This is a genomic window from Slackia sp., from assembly GCF_977041755.1.
The window spans coordinates 1-17,649 of record NZ_CDRRGL010000031.1; the positions used below are offsets into that span (position 1 = coordinate 1).

At 54.6% G+C, this 17,649-nt stretch carries 18 protein-coding genes; 17 read left to right on the forward strand and 1 reads right to left on the reverse strand.

Features of this window, described 5'->3' with window-relative positions:
• The 13 genes from ACWI8T_RS03900 to hflX form a co-directional block, all read left to right on the forward strand.
• Window positions 1-686: DNA translocase FtsK (locus ACWI8T_RS03900; protein WP_449138009.1), on the forward strand; the 686-nt coding region annotated here is incomplete at its 5' end.
• An 8-nt stretch (window positions 687-694) separates the two neighbouring features.
• Window positions 695-2,263 (forward strand): helix-turn-helix domain-containing protein, encoded by a 1,569-nt coding sequence (locus ACWI8T_RS03905; protein WP_449138010.1) that lies wholly within the window; start codon window positions 695-697, stop codon window positions 2,261-2,263.
• Window positions 2,264-2,293: 30 nt separating this feature from the next.
• Window positions 2,294-2,791 (forward strand): YajQ family cyclic di-GMP-binding protein, encoded by a 498-nt coding sequence (locus tag ACWI8T_RS03910; RefSeq protein ID WP_123219125.1) that lies wholly within the window; start codon window positions 2,294-2,296, stop codon window positions 2,789-2,791.
• 17 nt (window positions 2,792-2,808) lie between these two features.
• Window positions 2,809-4,149: a 30S ribosomal protein S12 methylthiotransferase RimO gene (rimO, locus tag ACWI8T_RS03915; protein ID WP_449138011.1), complete on the forward strand. Its 1,341-nt coding sequence runs from the start codon at window positions 2,809-2,811 to the stop codon at window positions 4,147-4,149.
• On the forward strand, window positions 4,139-5,353 hold the full coding sequence (gene pgsA / locus ACWI8T_RS03920; protein WP_449138012.1) for a CDP-diacylglycerol--glycerol-3-phosphate 3-phosphatidyltransferase: 1,215 nt from the start codon (window positions 4,139-4,141) through the stop codon (window positions 5,351-5,353). The genes rimO and pgsA overlap by 11 nt, the downstream gene beginning before the upstream one ends.
• Before the next feature lie 287 nt (window positions 5,354-5,640).
• Window positions 5,641-6,672, forward strand: coding sequence for a recombinase RecA (gene recA, locus ACWI8T_RS03925; protein ID WP_114615538.1), 1,032 nt, complete (start codon window positions 5,641-5,643; stop codon window positions 6,670-6,672).
• A gap of 69 nt (window positions 6,673-6,741) precedes the next feature.
• A complete protein-coding gene (locus ACWI8T_RS03930) occupies window positions 6,742-7,572 on the forward strand; it encodes a regulatory protein RecX (RefSeq protein ID WP_449138013.1) in 831 nt (276 codons plus the stop codon).
• Window positions 7,573-7,812: 240 nt separating this feature from the next.
• A complete protein-coding gene (gene rny, locus ACWI8T_RS03935; RefSeq protein WP_302886389.1) occupies window positions 7,813-9,342 on the forward strand; it encodes a ribonuclease Y in 1,530 nt (509 codons plus the stop codon).
• Between the two features lie 90 nt (window positions 9,343-9,432).
• Window positions 9,433-10,515, forward strand: coding sequence for an ATP-binding protein (locus ACWI8T_RS03940; protein WP_449138014.1), 1,083 nt, complete (start codon window positions 9,433-9,435; stop codon window positions 10,513-10,515).
• A 181-nt stretch (window positions 10,516-10,696) separates the two neighbouring features.
• Complete coding sequence (locus tag ACWI8T_RS03945) at window positions 10,697-10,990, forward strand: stage V sporulation protein S (RefSeq protein WP_114615534.1); 294 nt, start codon at window positions 10,697-10,699, stop codon at window positions 10,988-10,990.
• A gap of 43 nt (window positions 10,991-11,033) precedes the next feature.
• Window positions 11,034-12,395 carry a tRNA (N6-isopentenyl adenosine(37)-C2)-methylthiotransferase MiaB gene (miaB, locus tag ACWI8T_RS03950; protein ID WP_281669084.1) on the forward strand — a complete coding sequence of 454 codons (1,362 nt, stop codon included), beginning with the start codon at window positions 11,034-11,036 and terminating at the stop codon, window positions 12,393-12,395.
• Window positions 12,385-13,338: a tRNA (adenosine(37)-N6)-dimethylallyltransferase MiaA gene (miaA, locus tag ACWI8T_RS03955; protein ID WP_449138015.1), complete on the forward strand. Its 954-nt coding sequence runs from the start codon at window positions 12,385-12,387 to the stop codon at window positions 13,336-13,338. The genes miaB and miaA overlap by 11 nt, the downstream gene beginning before the upstream one ends.
• Window positions 13,339-13,347: 9 nt before the next feature.
• Window positions 13,348-14,643 carry a GTPase HflX gene (gene hflX / locus ACWI8T_RS03960; protein ID WP_449138016.1) on the forward strand — a complete coding sequence of 432 codons (1,296 nt, stop codon included), beginning with the start codon at window positions 13,348-13,350 and terminating at the stop codon, window positions 14,641-14,643.
• An 85-nt stretch (window positions 14,644-14,728) separates the two neighbouring features.
• On the opposite strand, the gene lexA is transcribed toward hflX, so the two are convergent.
• Window positions 14,729-15,397 carry a transcriptional repressor LexA gene (gene lexA / locus ACWI8T_RS03965; protein ID WP_114615530.1) on the reverse strand — a complete coding sequence of 223 codons (669 nt, stop codon included), beginning with the start codon at window positions 15,395-15,397 and terminating at the stop codon, window positions 14,729-14,731.
• A 109-nt stretch (window positions 15,398-15,506) separates the two neighbouring features.
• Here lexA and ACWI8T_RS03970 point away from each other — a divergent pair, with 109 nt between their 5' ends.
• The 4 genes from ACWI8T_RS03970 to ACWI8T_RS03985 all read left to right on the forward strand — a co-directional run.
• On the forward strand, window positions 15,507-15,905 hold the full coding sequence (locus ACWI8T_RS03970) for a hypothetical protein (RefSeq protein WP_449138017.1): 399 nt from the start codon (window positions 15,507-15,509) through the stop codon (window positions 15,903-15,905).
• A 286-nt stretch (window positions 15,906-16,191) separates the two neighbouring features.
• A complete protein-coding gene (gene nrdR / locus ACWI8T_RS03975) occupies window positions 16,192-16,641 on the forward strand; it encodes a transcriptional regulator NrdR (RefSeq protein ID WP_114615568.1) in 450 nt (149 codons plus the stop codon).
• Between the two features lie 54 nt (window positions 16,642-16,695).
• Window positions 16,696-17,139, forward strand: coding sequence for a dUTP diphosphatase (gene dut, locus ACWI8T_RS03980; protein ID WP_449138018.1), 444 nt, complete (start codon window positions 16,696-16,698; stop codon window positions 17,137-17,139).
• 233 nt (window positions 17,140-17,372) lie between these two features.
• Window positions 17,373-17,649: Glu/Leu/Phe/Val dehydrogenase dimerization domain-containing protein (locus ACWI8T_RS03985; RefSeq protein WP_449138019.1), on the forward strand; the 277-nt coding region annotated here is incomplete at its 3' end.

Sequence of the window (17,649 nt, forward strand, 5' to 3'; positions counted from 1 at the left end):
AGCTCGCCGACCTCATGATGAACGTTGGCAAAGAGGTCGAACTCTCCATTAGCCGCATTGCGCAACTTGCTCGTGCGGCGGGCATCCACATGATCGTCGCTACGCAGCGCCCGTCGACCAATGTCGTAACAGGCCTTATCAAGGCGAACATCACGAACCGCATCGCCTTCAACGTTGCTTCGGGTATTGATTCTCGCGTTATTCTCGATACTCCCGGCGCTGAAAACCTCATTGGGTTGGGCGATATGCTGTTCAGCAAGCCTGAATGGCCGAAACCTCAGCGTTTGCAGGGTTGTTTTGTTTCCGAAGAGGAAATCGAAGCCGTCGTGAGCCATTTGAAGGCACAGGGGGAGCCCGAATACCATAGCGAGATCCTTCAAACGAACGTGATCAGCCTTGGCTCGTCTATGCCCGACGGTTCCGGCGGCTCTTCGAGCGCCGACGATCCGCTTTTGTGGGACGCCGCAGACATCGTCGTGGCGAGCGGCCTCGGCTCTACTTCGAACATTCAGCGCAAATTGAGCGTTGGGTATTCCCGCGCAGGGCGCATCATGGATATGCTAGAAGAGAAGGGCGTTGTGGGCCCGCCGAACGGCAGCAAACCCCGAGACGTGCTTGTTGATGAAATGGAACTTGAATCTTTGAAGGCTTTTGAGGCGCGTGACGCCGCGGAAGATGGATTCTAGGAGTAAGAGTGAACGAATCGAATTTCGGCAATATTCTGCGTGAAGCGCGCGAGCGCTCGGGCGAGGATTTGATGTCCGTCGCCCGCAAGCTCCGCATTCGTCCTGATATTTTGGAGTCTATTGAGGCTGGGGATCTTTCAAATATGCCCCCTCGTGGCTATTCGCGCAATATGATCAACGCGTACGCGCGCTACCTTGGCCTTAATCCCACAAATCTCGTCGACGCCTATTTGTCGCAGCAATATCAAGACCAAGTTGAGCGAGCTCGCAAGAATATTCGCCCGACTGGTTTTGATATGCCTTCGGGCAGGCGTCACCATGGCTTGCGTGAGGAAATTCATGCCGACGAGCGTTCGCAGGCGCGTGCCGCTGCGGCAGACCGCGTGTCTCGCGATGACGCGCTCTCTAACGAATATGCGGCGATTGAAGCGGAAAGCTCCCGGAACCGTGCCCGACGCCTGGGGCTCGATTCCCAACGATCGAGCAGGGCCTCTCGTTCGACTGACTCATCGTCGCGACCTTCTCAGTCGCGTTCGTTCGGCGGCTCGTCGTTTGATACGGGCCTGTTCGACGATATCGATCGCGGCGCAGCCGAATCCCGTGAATTGTCCTCGGCCGAACGTGCCATTGCGCAACGCCCGCCCTCGACTTCGCATAGCCGCCGCGCGGGAGCGGTGCACGTTGGTTCATACAATGCGTATGGCCAGGGCCTGTACAACCACACGCGTCAACAGGCGTCTGGCGATAGCCCTGAACGCACGCGTCGTTTGGACGATGCTCCTGCGCGTCCTTCTTCTCGTCGTTCGAATCCGGCGGCTGCAGGCTCTACACGTAGACTGCGTCGTTCCGAGGATGAAGAAAAGGAAACCTATATGCCGCGCCAATCGAGGCGTTCGGCACTTCCTGAAGAGCACTCGATCAGCGTGTATGCCGCTCCAAGCAACCTCGGAAGCAATAAATCGGGCATCGGCGAAAAGCTCCCGTTCCTCATCGCTGGCATTATTATCTTGCTGCTTGTCGTCGTTATCGCTTTCTTGGCGAATGGCGTGGGCTCGAAAGCAACGTCGAGCGCCCAACAAAGCACGCCGATGAACATCACGGGGCTTCCCGAATCTTCACCTTCGGGCTCTTCGTCGAATACATCTTCCGATTCCGAAAGCTCCGATTCGCAATCGACCAAGGAGACGACGACTAAAAAGACTGAAACCGCTCCCACTAAGGCCGTTGTTGCGTACTCGGTCGCGAAGGGCGAAACGCCGTATGTCGAAATCTATGAAGGCAACACATGCTTGGTTGCCGAAAATCTGTCGGGCGGCGCGTCTGACAGCTACGACGTAACCGATTCGCTCACGATTGTCGCGAGCCCCTACGATGGGCTTACCGTGACGGTCGATGGGCAAGCAGTTGATTTGTCGCAGTATGTCACGAACGGCATTCTGCGCTACGAGGTGAACTTCAGCGACATTCTCGCGGCATGGAATGAGGCCCATCCCGATGCGGCCTCGTCTACGAGCAGCGCTTCTTCCTCATCGAACAGCGCATCTACAAGCTCTACTTCCAGCTCCACTGAAGGCTAGTACTCACCTCTTGTTTTAGAAAGGGATACCATGGCAAAAGAATCCAGTTTCGACGTTGTTTCCACCGTCGACATGCAAGAAGTCGATAATGCGTATGGCCAGGCGAAACGAGAAATCGCCCAGCGTTATGACCTCAAAGACTCCGGTGCGGAAATCACCCTTGATAAAGGCGGCCGCAAATTGACCGTCGCCGCCCCGGCAGAATTCGTCGCCAAGCAGGTTATCGACGTCATCGGCAGCAAGCTCATCAAGCGCGGCGTCGACCTTTCCGCTGTGAAATGGGGCGACATCGTGCCTGCCGCTGGTCAGAGCGTTCGTCGCACTGCAGAGATTATCGAAGGCATCGACAAGGAAACCGCGAGCAAAATCTCGAAGGATATTCGCGGCACGAAGCTCAAGTGCAAAGTCACTATCGAGGGCGACAAGTTGCGCGTTTCTTCGGCCTCGCGCGACACGCTGCAAGAGGTTATTGCTTTTTTGAAGGGCCAAGATTATGGCCAGCCTCTGCAATACGTGAACTATCGATAACGCTAAAGGGTATTCGCATGTCTAACATTGACGTGAATGTTTTGGCTCAGAGCGCGCCGCGCGTTTGTTTCGTGACGCTTGGTTGCGCCAAAAATGAAGTTGACACCGCCGAGATGACGAAACGACTGAGCGCGGCCGGCTACGAGGTGTGCGATGATGCATCAACGGCCGACGTCGTGGTCGTGAATACGTGCTCGTTCATCCAGGCGGCAACTGAAGAGAGCCTCGAGGCTATTTTTGAGGTATGCGACCTGCCGAACTTCATCGAGGGGTCCGCAAAGCTCGTCGTGGCGGGCTGCATGCCTGCACGATACGGCGACGACTTGGCAAGCGAGCTTGGCGAGGCGCAAGCATTTGTGCCGTGCAGCAAGGAAGACGACATCGTGGAGGTTCTTGCGGGCGTGTTGGGCGATGAGGCGCCTCAAGCGTCGATGTCCCCCGATGCCCAATCGCCCTGGGCGGGTTCTCCCGCATCGTATGTGAAAATCTCAGACGGCTGCGATCGCTTCTGCTCGTTCTGCGCTATTCCGTACATTCGCGGTCGCTATCACAGCTTCCCGCTTGAAACGGTACGCGCTTCAGTCGCTGAACGCGTTGCGGCGGGCGTGCGCGAAGTTACGCTTATCGCTCAAGATACGGGCCGCTGGGGTGAAGATTTCGATGAGCCTTCCAATACCGCCACGCTTCTTGCAACGCTTGCCGACGAGTTCCCTCAAACATGGTTCCGTCTTATGTATATTGAGCCGCAGGGCGTAAGCGATGAGCTGCTTGATGTTATCGCTTCCAAGCCGAACGTCTGCAAGTATCTCGATATGCCGCTTCAGCATGCGAGTAAGCCTGTGCTTCGCGCGATGAACCGTCGTGGCGACGAAAACTCCCATCGCGAGCTCGTCGCGCGCATTCGTGAGCGCGTTCCAGGCATTACGCTGCGCACCACGCTCATCGCCGGTTTCCCGGGCGAAACCGATGTTGATTTCGACGTGCTTCAGAACTTCCTCGAAGAGGTCGAGTTCGATTACGTCGGCGTTTTCCCGTATTCGCAGGAAGAGGGCACCCGAGCCGCTGAAATGGATGGCCAAATCGATGAGGCCATCAAAATCGAGCGCGCTCAAAGCCTGCGCGATATTTCAGACGCTATTGGCGAGGCCCACGTTTCGGCGCGCATCGGGCAGGAGATGGACGTGCTCGTGCTTGGGCGCGAGGAAGACGGCCAGCTCTACGGTCGCGCAATGTGCCAAGCGCCCGAGGTTGATGGTGTGGTGTATTTGGAAGAAGGCGAAGTTGGCGACATTGTGCGCGTTCGCATAACCGATACGCTTGTGTACGAGATGGAAGGCGATGTCGTTCATGGCTCATGATTCGAAGGAATCCTACGCTTCTGGCAAGCCGACGCCCGCGGGTCAGGGCACGGTTGATAAGATTCTTACCCCCGCGAATGTCGTAACCATGATTCGCATCTGCTTGGTACCCGTCTTTGTCGTAGCGCTTATTAGCCCATGGCCCGACGCAATGGGACTTGCGTTCCTCAATCCCTGGAAGGCGTGGATTGCCGCGATTATCTTCGTCGTGATCTCGTGCACCGACTGGCTTGATGGATACCTCGCTCGTTCTCGAGGCGAAGTTACCGACTTCGGCAAATTCATGGATCCTTTGGCCGATAAGGTTCTCGTCGTTGCAGCGCTGCTTGTGCTTATTGAACTGGGGTCGCTGCCAAGTTGGCCCGTGCTTATTATCGTTGCTCGCGAATTCATCGTGAGCGGCGTGCGCATGGTCGCCGCAAGCAAGGGGGAGGTTATCGCCGCCTCGTGGTACGGCAAGTTCAAAACGGTATTCCAAATGATCGCCATCGTTCTGTTCGTTGTGAAGGAGAGCCCCGCGATCACGGGCATGCTTTCGCATGAGCTCAACGTCGCGCTTTATATTTTGAGCTGGCTTGTCATGGCGGCTGCCCTCGTGCTCACAATTATTTCCATGGCCGACTATATTTGGAAGGCTCGCCATCTTATTGGCTTTAAGCCCAAAGGCCGCCGCGCGCGCGTTATTAACAATGACGACCTTGCCGCGCAGACCGAAGATGGCTTCGAGAACGAGCTTCGCGTTGACGCGGCGTGCGCCGTTGTTCACAAGGCGCTGGCGACGAAAGCGACAGTCGCAACGGCCGAAAGCTGTACGGGTGGTCTTATTGCCGCATCGCTCACCGAGGTGCCAGGGTCTTCGGCTGTAGTGCGCGGCGGCGTGGTGAGCTATGTCAACGACGTGAAAATGAAGAGCCTTGATGTTCCTGAGACGGCGTTCGTTGATGGTAGCGCCGTGTGTGAAGACGTTGCCGTAGCCATGGCGCTCGGTGCCGCATCTGAACTTGGCGCCGATGTGGCGTGCTCCGTTACGGGCATTGCGGGTCCCGGTGGCGAAGAACCCGGAAAGCCGGTGGGCACAGTGTGGATTGGCATCTCTTCCAGTGGTAACGCATTTGCGAAGGAATTTCACTTCAAAGGAAATCGCGAAAACGTACGCGCGCAAGCGACCCAGGCCGCACTTGAAATGATTCTCGAAGCGCTGTAGCGCCTTGCCGTTACGAGCAAAACGCGGTATTTCGGAGGGCATTTTGCGAGGAAACCGAGGGAAATGCAAAGGAACCTTCAAGGGAAACCGGTGGAAATAGGCGATATTTCGTTTTTAAAAATGCGGCATTCGGGCAAGATTCTGGCAAGATTATCGTGTTTGAATGCATTCAACGGTTTCTGTCACGTCGATGCGAATTATTTTGACATCGTACTTGACGTAAGAACATCTGTTCGTAATAATGAGCGCGGTACATAAACCGGCTATGCCGGCGGCAAGGAGATGCAATGGCTCAGACTCAAAACAAAGATAAAATGCTCGAGCTCACGACTGAACAAATCGAGAAGAAGTTTGGCAAGGGCGCCATTATGAAGCTTGGAAGCAATGCCGAACACCTTGAGGTTGCTGCTATTCCCACGGGCGCTTTGCCGCTCGATGCGGCGCTCGGCATTGGCGGCGTTCCGCGTGGTCGCATTGTTGAGATTTACGGTCCTGAATCCAGCGGTAAAACGACGCTTGCATTGCAAATCCTCGCCGAGGCGCAAGCGCTTGGTGGTGTTGTCGCCTTTATCGACGCCGAGCATGCCCTTGATCCAACGTATGCCGCGCGCCTGGGCGTCGATATCGACGAGGTGCTCATCTCTCAGCCCGACACGGGTGAGCAGGGCTTGGAAATCTGCGATATGCTCGTTCGCTCCAATGCTATCGACTGCATAGTCATCGACTCCGTAGCCGCTTTGGTTCCTAAAGCCGAAATCGAAGGTGAAATCGGCGACTCGAGCGTTGGCCTTCAGGCTCGTCTTATGTCTCAGGCACTTCGCAAGCTCGCCGGTTCTCTTTCGAAGTCAAATACCACGTGCATCTTCATCAATCAGCTGCGTGAAAAAATCGGCGTGATGTTCGGCAATCCCGAAACCACGACGGGCGGCCGCGCCCTCAAGTTCTTCTCGAGCGTTCGCATCGACATTCGTCGAATCGAAACGCTCAAGAATAAGACCAACGATCCTGTGGGCAACCGCGTGCGCGCCAAGGTCGTGAAGAACAAGGTTGCGCCTCCGTTTAGGCAGGCCGAGTTCGACATCATGTATGGCCAGGGCATCTCTCGTGAGGGCTGCATTGTAGATATGGGCGTCGAGGCTGGCGTGGTGAAAAAGAGTGGTGCTTGGTACACCTATGGCGAAGATCGTCTGGGCCAGGGCCGTGAGGCTGCGAAGGAAATGCTGCGCACCCATCCCGATGTTCGCGACGAAATCGAGCAAAAGGTTCGAGACCATTTCGAGATCCCCACGGTCAAGCCTTTCAGCGAAACCGAGGAATAAGTCTTTTCGCGCCCGTTTTTTGCCCATGGCAAAGCGGGCGTTTTCTTTATCGTGGCGATTGGGGCCGATATGCCATATATCGATAAACAATATGCAGAAGAGCTTTTGAAGAAATCTCAAACCCGTATCAACGATGAACTTTTGTACACCGTTGGCGGTACAGATCAAGGGGTGGCGAAACCCCAAACTCGTTTCCGTGACATGTCTTCGCTTGACGTCGACGACGCGGGGCAAGAGGCATGCACAGCTCGTAAGTCGCACGGCGCCTGTTTCGGTTTGCTCGATCAAAATGGGCTCCACTCGAAATCTCGCAGTCAATTGCGTTTGCAGAAAACATCGTTGAGCCTTGAGCCAATCGCGGTTAAACGCACCGAAGACGAAACAAGGGCTTTTGAAAAAGTCACTCGTCTTGCCTGCTCACGAGAGCGCGGTTCTCGTGAGCTCATCGATCGGCTTGTACGCGACGGGTTCTCGCAAGAAGTGGCGGAATCGGCTGTGCGGCGTGCTCTCGATTGCGGCCTTATTGACGATACGCGCTATGGAGCCGTGCTTATTCGTACGCGCGTCTCCCAAGGGCGTGGGCGCAAGGGTATAGAAGACGAGCTCGAAAGGGCAGGAATTGCCGCAAGCGACATTCCGGGGTGGCCAGAAGAATTCTTTTCCGTCGATGATTTTGATCCGTTCCGCGTTAACGCCAATGCTGAAGATGACGTCGTTGGTTATACGTTTGGCAGCGAGTCGAGCGACGAACAAGAAATCGAGCGCGCCCTCGCGCTTTTGCGCCGAAAGCCGCCGCGGTCTAAAAATGTTCAGGCCTCCGCATATCGCAAACTTGTAACGAAGGGCTACTCTACGTCGGTTGCGAGTGCGGCGACTCGTCGTTTTATGAAGGAGAATTAGGACCGTGTGCGATTTATTTCAAAACGGTGGAGGGAAAACGCTCGAGCACGGTGTATCATGAAAGAGCTTGAGTGCATTAGTGCCCATACGGCACTTTCTCGATATATAACAATTGCATAGCCGATTCTTTTCTCGGCGTTAGCGCTACTGTTGTGTATTCACTCATGCCAGGCATATGCCCGGCATTTTCTTTGCCGGCAGCCTGTCTTCGTGTATGAAATTAGAAGAAAGGGGAGGCCGATGGAAATCGCACTTTTGATCGTCGGCTTGGCCGTTGGCATCGCCGGTGGCTATTTTATTACCCGCTACGTCGCAAATTCGTCCACCAAGCGCGCCCATGAAGAGGCTGAACAGGTGGTATCTGAGGCGAAGCGCCAAGCGGAAACCATGCGTCGTGAGGCTGTGGTTGAAGCTAAAGACGAAGTGTTCAAAATGAAGCAGGAAGCTCAAGCTGAGCACAAAGAGCGCATGAAGGAAGTTCGTGCAGCTGAAAATCGCGTTTCTCAGCGTGAGGAGTCTGTCGACCGCCGCGTCGAGAGCCTCGATGCCCGCGAGCATCAGCTCTCTTCTATGCAAGGCCAGGTTGAGCGTCGCGAGCGCGATTTGAACAGCGCCATTCATGAAGTGAATGTGCGCCTTGAGCATGTCGCCGGCATGACTCCTGAAGAAGCGAAGAAGGAGCTGCTCGACAACCTTCGCGATGAGGTTACGCATGAAAGCGCCGCCATTATTCGCGAGGCGGAGCAGCGCACCAAGGCCGAAGCCGATAAGAAGTCGCGTGAGATTTTGAGCCTCGCCATTCAGCGCGTCGCTGCCGATCACACGGCTGAAACTACGGTGAAAACCATTCACATTCCTTCCGACGATTTGAAGGGCCGCATTATTGGTCGCGAGGGCCGCAATATTCGCAGCTTCGAGCAGCTTACGGGTGTGAATTTGCTCATCGACGATACTCCTGAGTGCGTTACCATTTCGTGCTTCGATCCCGTTCGTCGCGAGATTGGCCGCGTTACTATGGAAAACCTCATCGCCGACGGCCGCATTCACCCTGCCCGCATCGAAGAGATGTACGCGAAGGCTGAAAAACTCGTGAACCAGCAAATTCAAGAGGCTGGCGAGCAGGCGACGTTCGACGTTGGCATTCATGACTTGCACCCTGAACTTGTTCGCACGCTTGGTCGTCTTCGATTCCGCACCTCGTTTGGCCAAAGCGTCCTGAACCATTCGCTCGAGGTCGCGTACCTGTGCGGCGTTATGGCTTCTGAGCTCGGCCTTGATCCTGTTCCTGCCAAGCGCGCGGGTCTGCTTCATGACCTCGGCAAAGCTGTCGACCACGAAGTCGAGGGCCCCCATGCCGTTATCGGTGCCGACCTTGCTCGTCGCTTCGGCGAAAGGCCCGAAATCGTTCACGCGATTGAGGCGCACCATGCCGATGTCGAGCCGAATAGCGTGCTCGATGTTTTGGTCCAAGCCGCCGATGCCGTTTCCGCTGCTCGCCCTGGCGCTCGCAAAGAAAGCCTCGAAAGCTACGTAAAGCGTCTTGAGAAGTTCGAGGAAATCGCGAATGCCCATAAGGGCGTTGAGCGTACGTACGCCATGCAGGCGGGTCGCGAAATCCGCGTTATGGTTGTCCCCGAGATGGTCGATGAAGCTGCTGCCGTTGTTTTGGCGCATGACATCGCCAAGCAAATCGAGGATGAAATGCAGTATCCCGGCCAGGTTAAAGTGGTTGTCATCCGTGAAAGCCGCGCCGTCGACTATGCGAAATAACCTCGAATGCAAAAGAGGCGCCGCATGGCGCCTCTTTTGCATTCCATACGAGCGATGGAGCCGTGCGACTCTTGTACGAAGGGTGGAAGAATGTCCGATTCCGAAACGCTTGCTGCATTTCTTGATTCCACGCCTGCTGGCACGAGGCTTCGTGTTGAGGACGACCTCGGAGATGGTTTCGTTCGACTCCGTGTGTCTGAAGCAGAGCGACGACAGGCCAAGCAAGACATTCGCTGCGTTGAAGACGCGGTGATTGAAATGCTTCGCAACGCGCGCGACGCCCATGCGCGCACCATTATTATGGGAACGTCCCGTTCAGGGGATGCTCGTCGCATTGTCGTGGCCGACGACGGCGACGGCGTTCCCGAACGGTTGCGCGATCGAATATTCGAGCCGCGTGTTACTTCGAAGCTCAATTCAATGACCATGGACGAGTGGGGCGTGCACGGACGCGGCATGGCCCTTTATTCCGTTCGTGAAAATGCCGAGCGCGCTGAATGCATCGCCTCCGTTGAGGGCAAAGGCAGTATCTTCCTCGTCGAGTTCGATTGTTCGAAAACGCCTGAGAAAAGCGACCAAAGCACTCCGCCGTCGCTTGTAAAGCAGAGCGACGGAACATGGATCGTCAGCTCAGGTCCGCATAACATTCTAAAAACAGCATCGGAATTCGCGCTTGCGAATCGAGACGTATGCACGCTGTATCTTGGAAGCATCATTGACTCTGCGGCGACAATGTACGCATTCGGGCGGCAATTCCCTTGCCCGAACAACCTCGCGAGCACTGCTGCGCCCATAAAAAGACTTGGTCTTATGCGCGACGCAGCTTCACTGGTCAATGCCGCTCAAGATATTGGTATTGCCATGTCTACGCGCAGCGCACATCGTATTCTTGCGGGGGAGATAGCTCCGCTTGCCCCGTTTCTCGAAACGTTAGATCGCGTGCGCGAATGTGACGAGGAATCACCGAAAAAAGGCGTCAAGTCGAATAATCCTACGAATCGCGACTTCAGGGGACTTAAAATCGCGCCAGATGACATGGATGCCTTCACCTCTTCCTTGAAGAAAGCGTATTGCGAGCTCGCCGAGTCATACTATCTTGAACCCAATGTTGAGCCTTCAATACGAATAACGGCCGATGGCGTGCATGTGGTATTTCCCCTTTCTAAGCTCTAGGGCGGCTTTGGGGGGCGCAGCCGTGCGAACTGTTTCTTCCTGCGTGTGAGTAATGTGGCTCGAGCGTGCTCGCGCGCAGTTCAGCCGCCCCATGAGGTACAATCACTCAGATAAAAAGATGCTTGAGCCCCTAAGGCATAGACACAACATAACGCACTCTAAACATCGTAGAAGGACGCACATGCCAGAGCATTTTGAAAACGGGCAGCATGCAGGCTGCTTAAAGGTATCGTCGAAATCGTCGCCTGCATCGGTCGCTGGCGCTATTGCCGGAATGATTAAAGACGGTTCGTGCGTAGAAATTCAATCGGTCGGCGCGGGTGCTGTGAACCAGGCTGTAAAAGCCATTGCGATTTCTCGCGGCTTTCTGTCACCCATCGGCATCGAAATCGTCTGCGTGCCATCATTTGCCGATATCGTCATTGATGGCGAATATCGCACCGCTATTCGCTTCAATGTCGAACGTCGCTCGTAATTTTCCGAACATCTAATCTCAGTAGAAAGTGGTAGCTCGCTGTATGCTGTCTCCAATTTCCGATAAGACCTTTTTCCTGCAAGTTTTCGGCTGCCAAATGAACGAACACGATTCCGAGCGAATCGCAGGCATGCTCGAATCGCTCGGCGCGATTCAGGTACCCGAGCTCGAAGAGTCTGAAATCGTCGTATTCGTGACGTGCTGCGTACGCGAAGCCGCCGATACGCGCCTTATGGGCCAGGTCGCTTCGATGAAGAACATTCCGCTTCCACAGGGAAGCAAGCTCGATAAGCGCATCGTGTGCATTGGAGGATGCATCGGCCAGCGCGATGGCGCGAAGCTCATGGAAAAGCTTCCGCATGTCGACGTGGTGTTCGGCACGCAGAATATCGATCGCTTGCCGCGCCTCATTGAATCGGTGCTTGTCGGCAAAGGCCATCAGGCCGAGGTATATGAGGCGAGCGAAAAATTCGCCACCGACCTGCCGAGCAAACGCGTGCATACGTGGGCCGCATGGTTGCCTATTACCTCGGGTTGCAATAATTTCTGCACCTATTGCATCGTTCCTTACGTGCGCGGTCGCGAAAAGTCGCGCACCATTGAAGATGTCGCGGCGGAAGCGCAGGCTCTCGTCAACGACGGCGTGAAGGAAATTACGCTGCTAGGCCAGAACGTGAATTCCTATGGCCGCGATCTGTACGGCGAGCCTCGCTTCGCCGATGTGCTGCGAGCCGTGTCGGCGACGGGCGTGGAGCGCATTCGCTTCGCCACGTCGCACCCCAAAGACCTTACCGATGAGGTTATTGCGTTATTCGGCGAGTTGCCTAACCTCATGCCCGCTCTGCACCTTCCCGTTCAATCGGGCAGCGATCGCGTGCTGAAGGCCATGAATCGTCGCTATACCGCTGAGCACTATCTTGATTTGGTGCGAAAAGTGCGCGAGGCGAACCCCGATGTCGCCCTCTCCACCGATATTATCGTCGGCTTCCCGGGCGAAACAGAAGAAGATTTCCAGGCGACCGCCAACCTCGTGCGAGAAGTCGGCTATGGACAGGTGTTCACTTTCATTTATTCGAAGCGCGAAGGCACGCCTGCTGCCAAAATGGAAGACCCCACGCCGCGTGAAACCATTCAACGTCGTTTTGACGAGCTTGTTGATATCGTACAAGAAGGCGCGCATGAGCAAAACCAGCGTTTCGCGGGGCGCGTTCTTGATGTGCTCGTTGAAGGTACATCAAAGCGCGATGAAGACGTGCTTGCAGGCCGAAGCCCCCATAATGTGACCGTGCATGCCCCCATTCCCGCCGGCAAAACTATCGACGAGCTCGAGGGCACTATTGTGAAGGTTCGCATCGACGAGTCTCTCACCTGGTATCTGTCGGGCGAGGTCGTCGATGCCGAATAGCACGGTCGAGCACCGTTTGGAGCTCTCGAACCCCGTAATCGTGATTGTTGGGCCCACTGCGTCGGGTAAAACCGATGTCGCCCAGGAAATCGCTCGTCGCGTGAACGGGGAAGTAATCTCGGCCGATTCCATGCAAATTTATAAAGGCATGGACATTGGAACAGGCAAGTTGCCTGAGTCGGATCGACTTGTTCCGCACTGGGGGTTCGATATTCGCGAGCCAGGTGAGGCATATTCTGCGTCACTGTTTCAGGAATATGCGCGAAGCTGTTTCGCCGACATCGACGCGCGTGAGAAACGCTGTGTGCTCGCGGGGGGAACGGGTTTCTACGTTCGCGCCGCCATCGACGATTACGATTTCGCATCGGGCGAGCAGGTGAACAATCCTATACGTGAAAAGTGGTCCGCTTTTTTGGCTGAGCAGGGGAGCGATGCTCTTTGGCGAGCGCTTCAGCAATGCGACGCCGCAAGCGCGGCCATCATTCACCCACACAATTCAAAACGCGTGTTGCGCGCTCTCGAAATGCTCGAGCTCGACGGTGTTTCATACGCCTCGCAACATGAAGGGCTTGCGACGCTTGGTCAGGCGGTGCCTGCGCTATTTTTCGGGCTTTCGGTTGACCCTGAGCTTTTGAAAAAACGCATTAACGCGCGTGTTGATGGCATGTTCGAAGCGGGGCTTGTCGATGAGGTTCGTACGCTTTGCGACAAAGGCTTCACCGAGGCGCTCACAGCGCGAGAGGCTATTGGATATAAAGAAGTTGTCGAGGCGCTCGAAGGTCGCTGTTCGATGGAGGAGGCTTCCGAGGCCATTAAGCTTGCCACGAGGCGTTATGCGAAACGTCAGCGTTCTTGGTGGCGCCATGACGAGCGCGTTCATTGGGTTGCTGCGGATGATGGCGACGTCGCGCGCATAGCCGACGAAATTCAACAGATGCTCTAGGAGGTCAGTGTGTCTTTCGCCGATTCACTTTCTACGATGGATGAGGGCTGCGAGCGCGCCATTCTCGTCGGTATTCAGCTTAAAGGCGACGATGCCTCTACGCTTAGGTCATCTCTTGAGGAACTTGCGCGTTTAACCGACACGGCGGGTGCTGAAGTGGTAGCGACCACCTACCAAAAGCTTGAGGCACCGAACCCGCGCACGTTTGTCGGTTCGGGCAAGGCGGAAGAAATCGCCGAAATGTGTCATGCGTATGCGGCTGATATCGTGATTTTCGACGATGAGCTTACGCCGTCGCAGCAAAGCAATCTTGAAAAAGCAGTGCCGAAAGATGTGAAGGTCATTGACCGAACGGCGCTCATCCTCGACATTTTCGCGTTGCATGCCACCACGAAAGAGGGCCGCCTGCAGGTACGGCTTGCCCAGAATCAATATCTGTTGCCTCGTTTGCGCGGCATGTGGGCACATTTGGCGAGCAACCGCATGGGCGGCGGCGTGGGTTCGCGTTTTGGCGAGGGTGAAAGTCAGCTTGAAGTCGATCGTCGAATGGTGCGTAAGCGCATTACGTCAATTCGTCGCGAGCTTGAGCAGGTTTCGCGCATGCGCGAAACGCAGCGAAGCGCGCGCTATGCATCAGGTGTGTTCAAAATTGCCGAGGCTGGCTACACGAATGCGGGCAAATCGAGCCTGATAAACCGTCTCGCCGAAGCTGACGTGCTTTCATACGACAAGCTGTTTGCCACGCTTGATTCAACTACGCGCAAGCTTGTGTTGCCTGAAGGCCGCGAGGTCACGCTTACCGATACCGTTGGCTTCATTCAGAAGTTGCCAACAACTCTCGTTGAAGCCTTTAAGAGCACGCTCGATGAGATTCGCGGCGCCGATTTGGTGCTGCATGTGATCGACGCGTTTTCAACGGAGCGCGAGATGCAAATGCGCGCCGTTGAAGACACGCTTCAGCAAATCAACGCACAGAACATTCCACGTATTACGGTATTCAATAAAATCGACTTAATAGATGAGGCTGAGGCCGCCGCGCTTACGCGCTTGCATCCGGGAGCGGTGCTCGTGTCGGCAGCAACAGGGCAGGGTTGCAACGAATTAATCGAGGCAATCGCGCGTGCCGCTACGGCTACGGAAGAAACCATGAATGTTGTAGTGCCGTTCTCGCGTGGTGATTTAGTATCGCTTGCTCACTCGAAATGCACCATCATTGCTGAAGTGTTTGATGAAAACGGAACGAATCTTACGGTTCGCGTACCTCGTGATTTGATAAGCCAGTTCGAGCCTTACAAAGCTTCGTAGGAAATGTAAGGCCCCCGGTGCTTCGTTCGATAACGGAGCACCGGGGGCCTGCGTAGTTCTTGCTACGAGTTAAGGTTGCGGTTATTTAAAGACGACGGAACACAGCGACGACTTTACCTGCGATGGAGACGTTCTCGCGCACAATGATGGGTTCCATCGATGAATTTTCGGGCTGCAAACGCACGTGACCTTTTTCTTTATAGAAGCGCTTCACCGTTGCACCATCGTCGACGATGGCGACGACGATATCGCCGTTGTTGCAGGTGGGCTGTTCTTTCACGGCAACATAATCGCCATCGTTGATCCCGATTTCAATCATGGAATCGCCGCGCACCTTCAAGAGGAACGAGCTCGAATCTCCCACGATTTCGACGGGGAGGGGGATTGTTTCCGTTACATTCTGCTCAGCAAGAATGGGCAAACCCGCGGCAACATTGCCAACAACAGGAAGCGAAACCACATCGGAAAACGCCCCAGCGCCAACTGGCTCAAGCTCGGGTTCTTTCGGCTTCTGATCACGGCCAACGATGGTAATGCATCGAGATTTCAAAGGGTCACGGTGGATATAGCCCTTTTCTTCAAGCGTTTTCAAATGCACATGAACGGTAGAAGGCGAGGAGAGGCCTAATCCGTCGCAAATATCGCGAACCGTAGGAGCAATGCCCGTTTCATCGATTTGCTGTTCGATGAAATCAAGCACGGCCTTTTGCTTCTTCGTTATTTTCTTGGTGTTCTTGACCTCTTCGGCGCCCATGCGAACTCCTGTCGAACAAATGTTTGAAAAATTATTGACACGAACTTTTGTGCGATTTATTATAACCACGAACAAAGGTTCGTTGCAAGTGCTATTCGAAGGAGTTGCCATGAAAACGGTTGCCAACAGCACAAAATCCGCTTATCCCTCATACGATCAGGCCGATTTCTTTGATGGCACCGCTGCGCGCAAAATCAAACATGGGGCTCGCATCATTTCGATTGACCGTCGTTCCGTCCATGCGTCTGGCGCGATTGAGCAGGAAACGTCGCGTCGAAGCGAGAGGGGCGCCCATGCGTGCTCCTCTCATGTCCAAAGCGCTTCAACGTCAACGTTTCGCGACGATTTTGCATTTTCGGTACGCGCTCTAGGTGCGTTCGAACTCCTTGACCCAAGCAGCGAAACCGTCGCTGACCATACGTTGATCAATGCCGCGCCTTCGTTTTCGAAGCTTACTGCCGCTGGTTTTCTTGCTTTTCTTGCCACGCTTTTCATTATCGTGATTTAGCTTAATCTTTGCCTGCCGTCGCTTTTGCTGCATTAAGCGACGGTGCGGCGCTGCGTACACGATAAGCATTGCAACAATTCGTTTCCTCGTATAATCAATTGCTAGGCGTTGCATGAGACCTTACCGAGAGCCAATTCGGATTTTGCGGTTTGCTGAGCTCTCTTTCTTATCGTGTATATTCTTTTTCGTTTCGGCGGCATTCGCTTCAAGCGTGTATCATGAACCGCATATTGTCGACCCGTACGCTTGCTTCGCTCTATGCGAGGTGGGTATGATTGGAGGGCATATGCGCTGCCCCGTTTGTGGCCACCCCGAATCCAAAGTCGTTGATTCTCGTCCTTCCGATGAGTTCAACTCTATTCGCCGTCGTCGTGAATGCCTGAAATGCGGAAACCGTTTTACGACCTATGAACGCCTCGGCGATAACCCGATTATCGTTGTGAAATCTGATGGTACGACGCAAGTTTTTGATCGCGAGAAGCTCTATCGCGGCATTAGCATCGCGTGCGCCAAACGCCCAAATATCCCGAACGAAAAGAAAGCGGAAATTATCGACGACATTGAAGCCGAGCTTCGTGCCGCAGGCCGCCTTGAGATCAAATCAAAAGATCTTGGCGATATCGTTCTTGAACATCTGCGCGGTCTTGATGACGTTGCCTATATCCGATTCGCGAGCGTCTATAAAGATTTTCAAACTGTTGAAGAGTTCCGCGAAGCACTCGAAGGTCTTCAGTAAACGAACTCCAGTTTGCTTTATATGTGTTGCATGAACAATAGGAAAGTTGGCAAAATGGCTTCTCTCGTTATTCCCATTACCAAACTACGTGATGATGCGGTAATTCCATCGTATGCGTATCCTGGTGACGCCGGTGTTGACTTGCGTGCCGTAGAATCTGTATCACTTGCCCCATATGAGCGCGCGCTTGTTCCCACGGGTCTCGCGATTGCGATTCCCGAAGGGTATGCGGGCTTCGTTCAGCCACGTAGCGGACTCGCCATTAAGCAGGGCGTTACCGTGCTCAACACTCCGGGTCTTATCGATAGCCACTATCGCGGCGAACTCAAAGTTGCGCTTATCAATCTTGACGCCCATTCAGCTTTTGAAGTCGCACCGGGCGATCGAATCGCCCAACTTGTCATCCAGAAGGTTGAAAACGTCGAATGGAGCGTTGTTGACGCGCTCGACGAAACCGAGCGGGGCTGCGGCGGGTTTGGCAGCTCTGGGGTTCAATAAACGCTTGCTTCTTATATAGCCTCGAAAGACTCTGGCCATTTATCTTAGACGGTATTGATCAAGGGGCAAACGGCAGAATTGCTCATTATTTCTACTGCACTCGTAACTTTCTTGTAATGCGTAACATTCACGAAACACGCACCACGTATGCTAGGCTCATCAGAAGGGAGGATGCATTTGAGCGTCCGACGGCCTTGGCCGACCCTCATTAGTATTGCGTAAAGGAGAATTGCATGTCCTACGCCGAACGAATCCTTGAAGAGCTTAAGGCCAAGAATGCCGACCAGCCCGAATTCATCCAGGCAGCCACAGAAATCCTGAGCACGCTTGGCCCCGCGCTTGATGCTCATCCCGAATATGAAGAGAACGCTCTGCTCGAGCGTTTTGTCGAACCTGAGCGCGTCGTCATGTTCCGCGTGCCTTGGGTCGATGATTCTGGAAAGGTCCAAGTCAATCGCGGCTATCGCGTTGAGTTCAACTCCGCCATTGGCCCCTACAAGGGCGGCCTTC

Bases quoted from the DNA above. Each gene is read 5' to 3' on its own strand.
- ACWI8T_RS03910 (WP_123219125.1), top strand. From the start codon at position 2,294: ATGGCAAAAGAATCCAGTTTCGACGTTGTTTCCACCGTCGACATGCAA.
- rimO (WP_449138011.1), top strand. From the start codon at position 2,809: ATGTCTAACATTGACGTGAATGTTTTGGCTCAGAGCGCGCCGCGCGTT.
- pgsA (WP_449138012.1), top strand. From the start codon at position 4,139: ATGGCTCATGATTCGAAGGAATCCTACGCTTCTGGCAAGCCGACGCCC.
- recA (WP_114615538.1), top strand. From the start codon at position 5,641: ATGGCTCAGACTCAAAACAAAGATAAAATGCTCGAGCTCACGACTGAA.
- ACWI8T_RS03930 (WP_449138013.1), top strand. From the start codon at position 6,742: ATGCCATATATCGATAAACAATATGCAGAAGAGCTTTTGAAGAAATCT.
- rny (WP_302886389.1), top strand. From the start codon at position 7,813: ATGGAAATCGCACTTTTGATCGTCGGCTTGGCCGTTGGCATCGCCGGT.
- ACWI8T_RS03940 (WP_449138014.1), top strand. From the start codon at position 9,433: ATGTCCGATTCCGAAACGCTTGCTGCATTTCTTGATTCCACGCCTGCT.
- ACWI8T_RS03945 (WP_114615534.1), top strand. From the start codon at position 10,697: ATGCCAGAGCATTTTGAAAACGGGCAGCATGCAGGCTGCTTAAAGGTA.
- miaB (WP_281669084.1), top strand. From the start codon at position 11,034: ATGCTGTCTCCAATTTCCGATAAGACCTTTTTCCTGCAAGTTTTCGGC.
- miaA (WP_449138015.1), top strand. From the start codon at position 12,385: ATGCCGAATAGCACGGTCGAGCACCGTTTGGAGCTCTCGAACCCCGTA.
- lexA (WP_114615530.1), bottom strand. From the start codon at position 15,397: ATGGGCGCCGAAGAGGTCAAGAACACCAAGAAAATAACGAAGAAGCAA.
- ACWI8T_RS03970 (WP_449138017.1), top strand. From the start codon at position 15,507: ATGAAAACGGTTGCCAACAGCACAAAATCCGCTTATCCCTCATACGAT.
- nrdR (WP_114615568.1), top strand. From the start codon at position 16,192: ATGCGCTGCCCCGTTTGTGGCCACCCCGAATCCAAAGTCGTTGATTCT.
- dut (WP_449138018.1), top strand. From the start codon at position 16,696: ATGGCTTCTCTCGTTATTCCCATTACCAAACTACGTGATGATGCGGTA.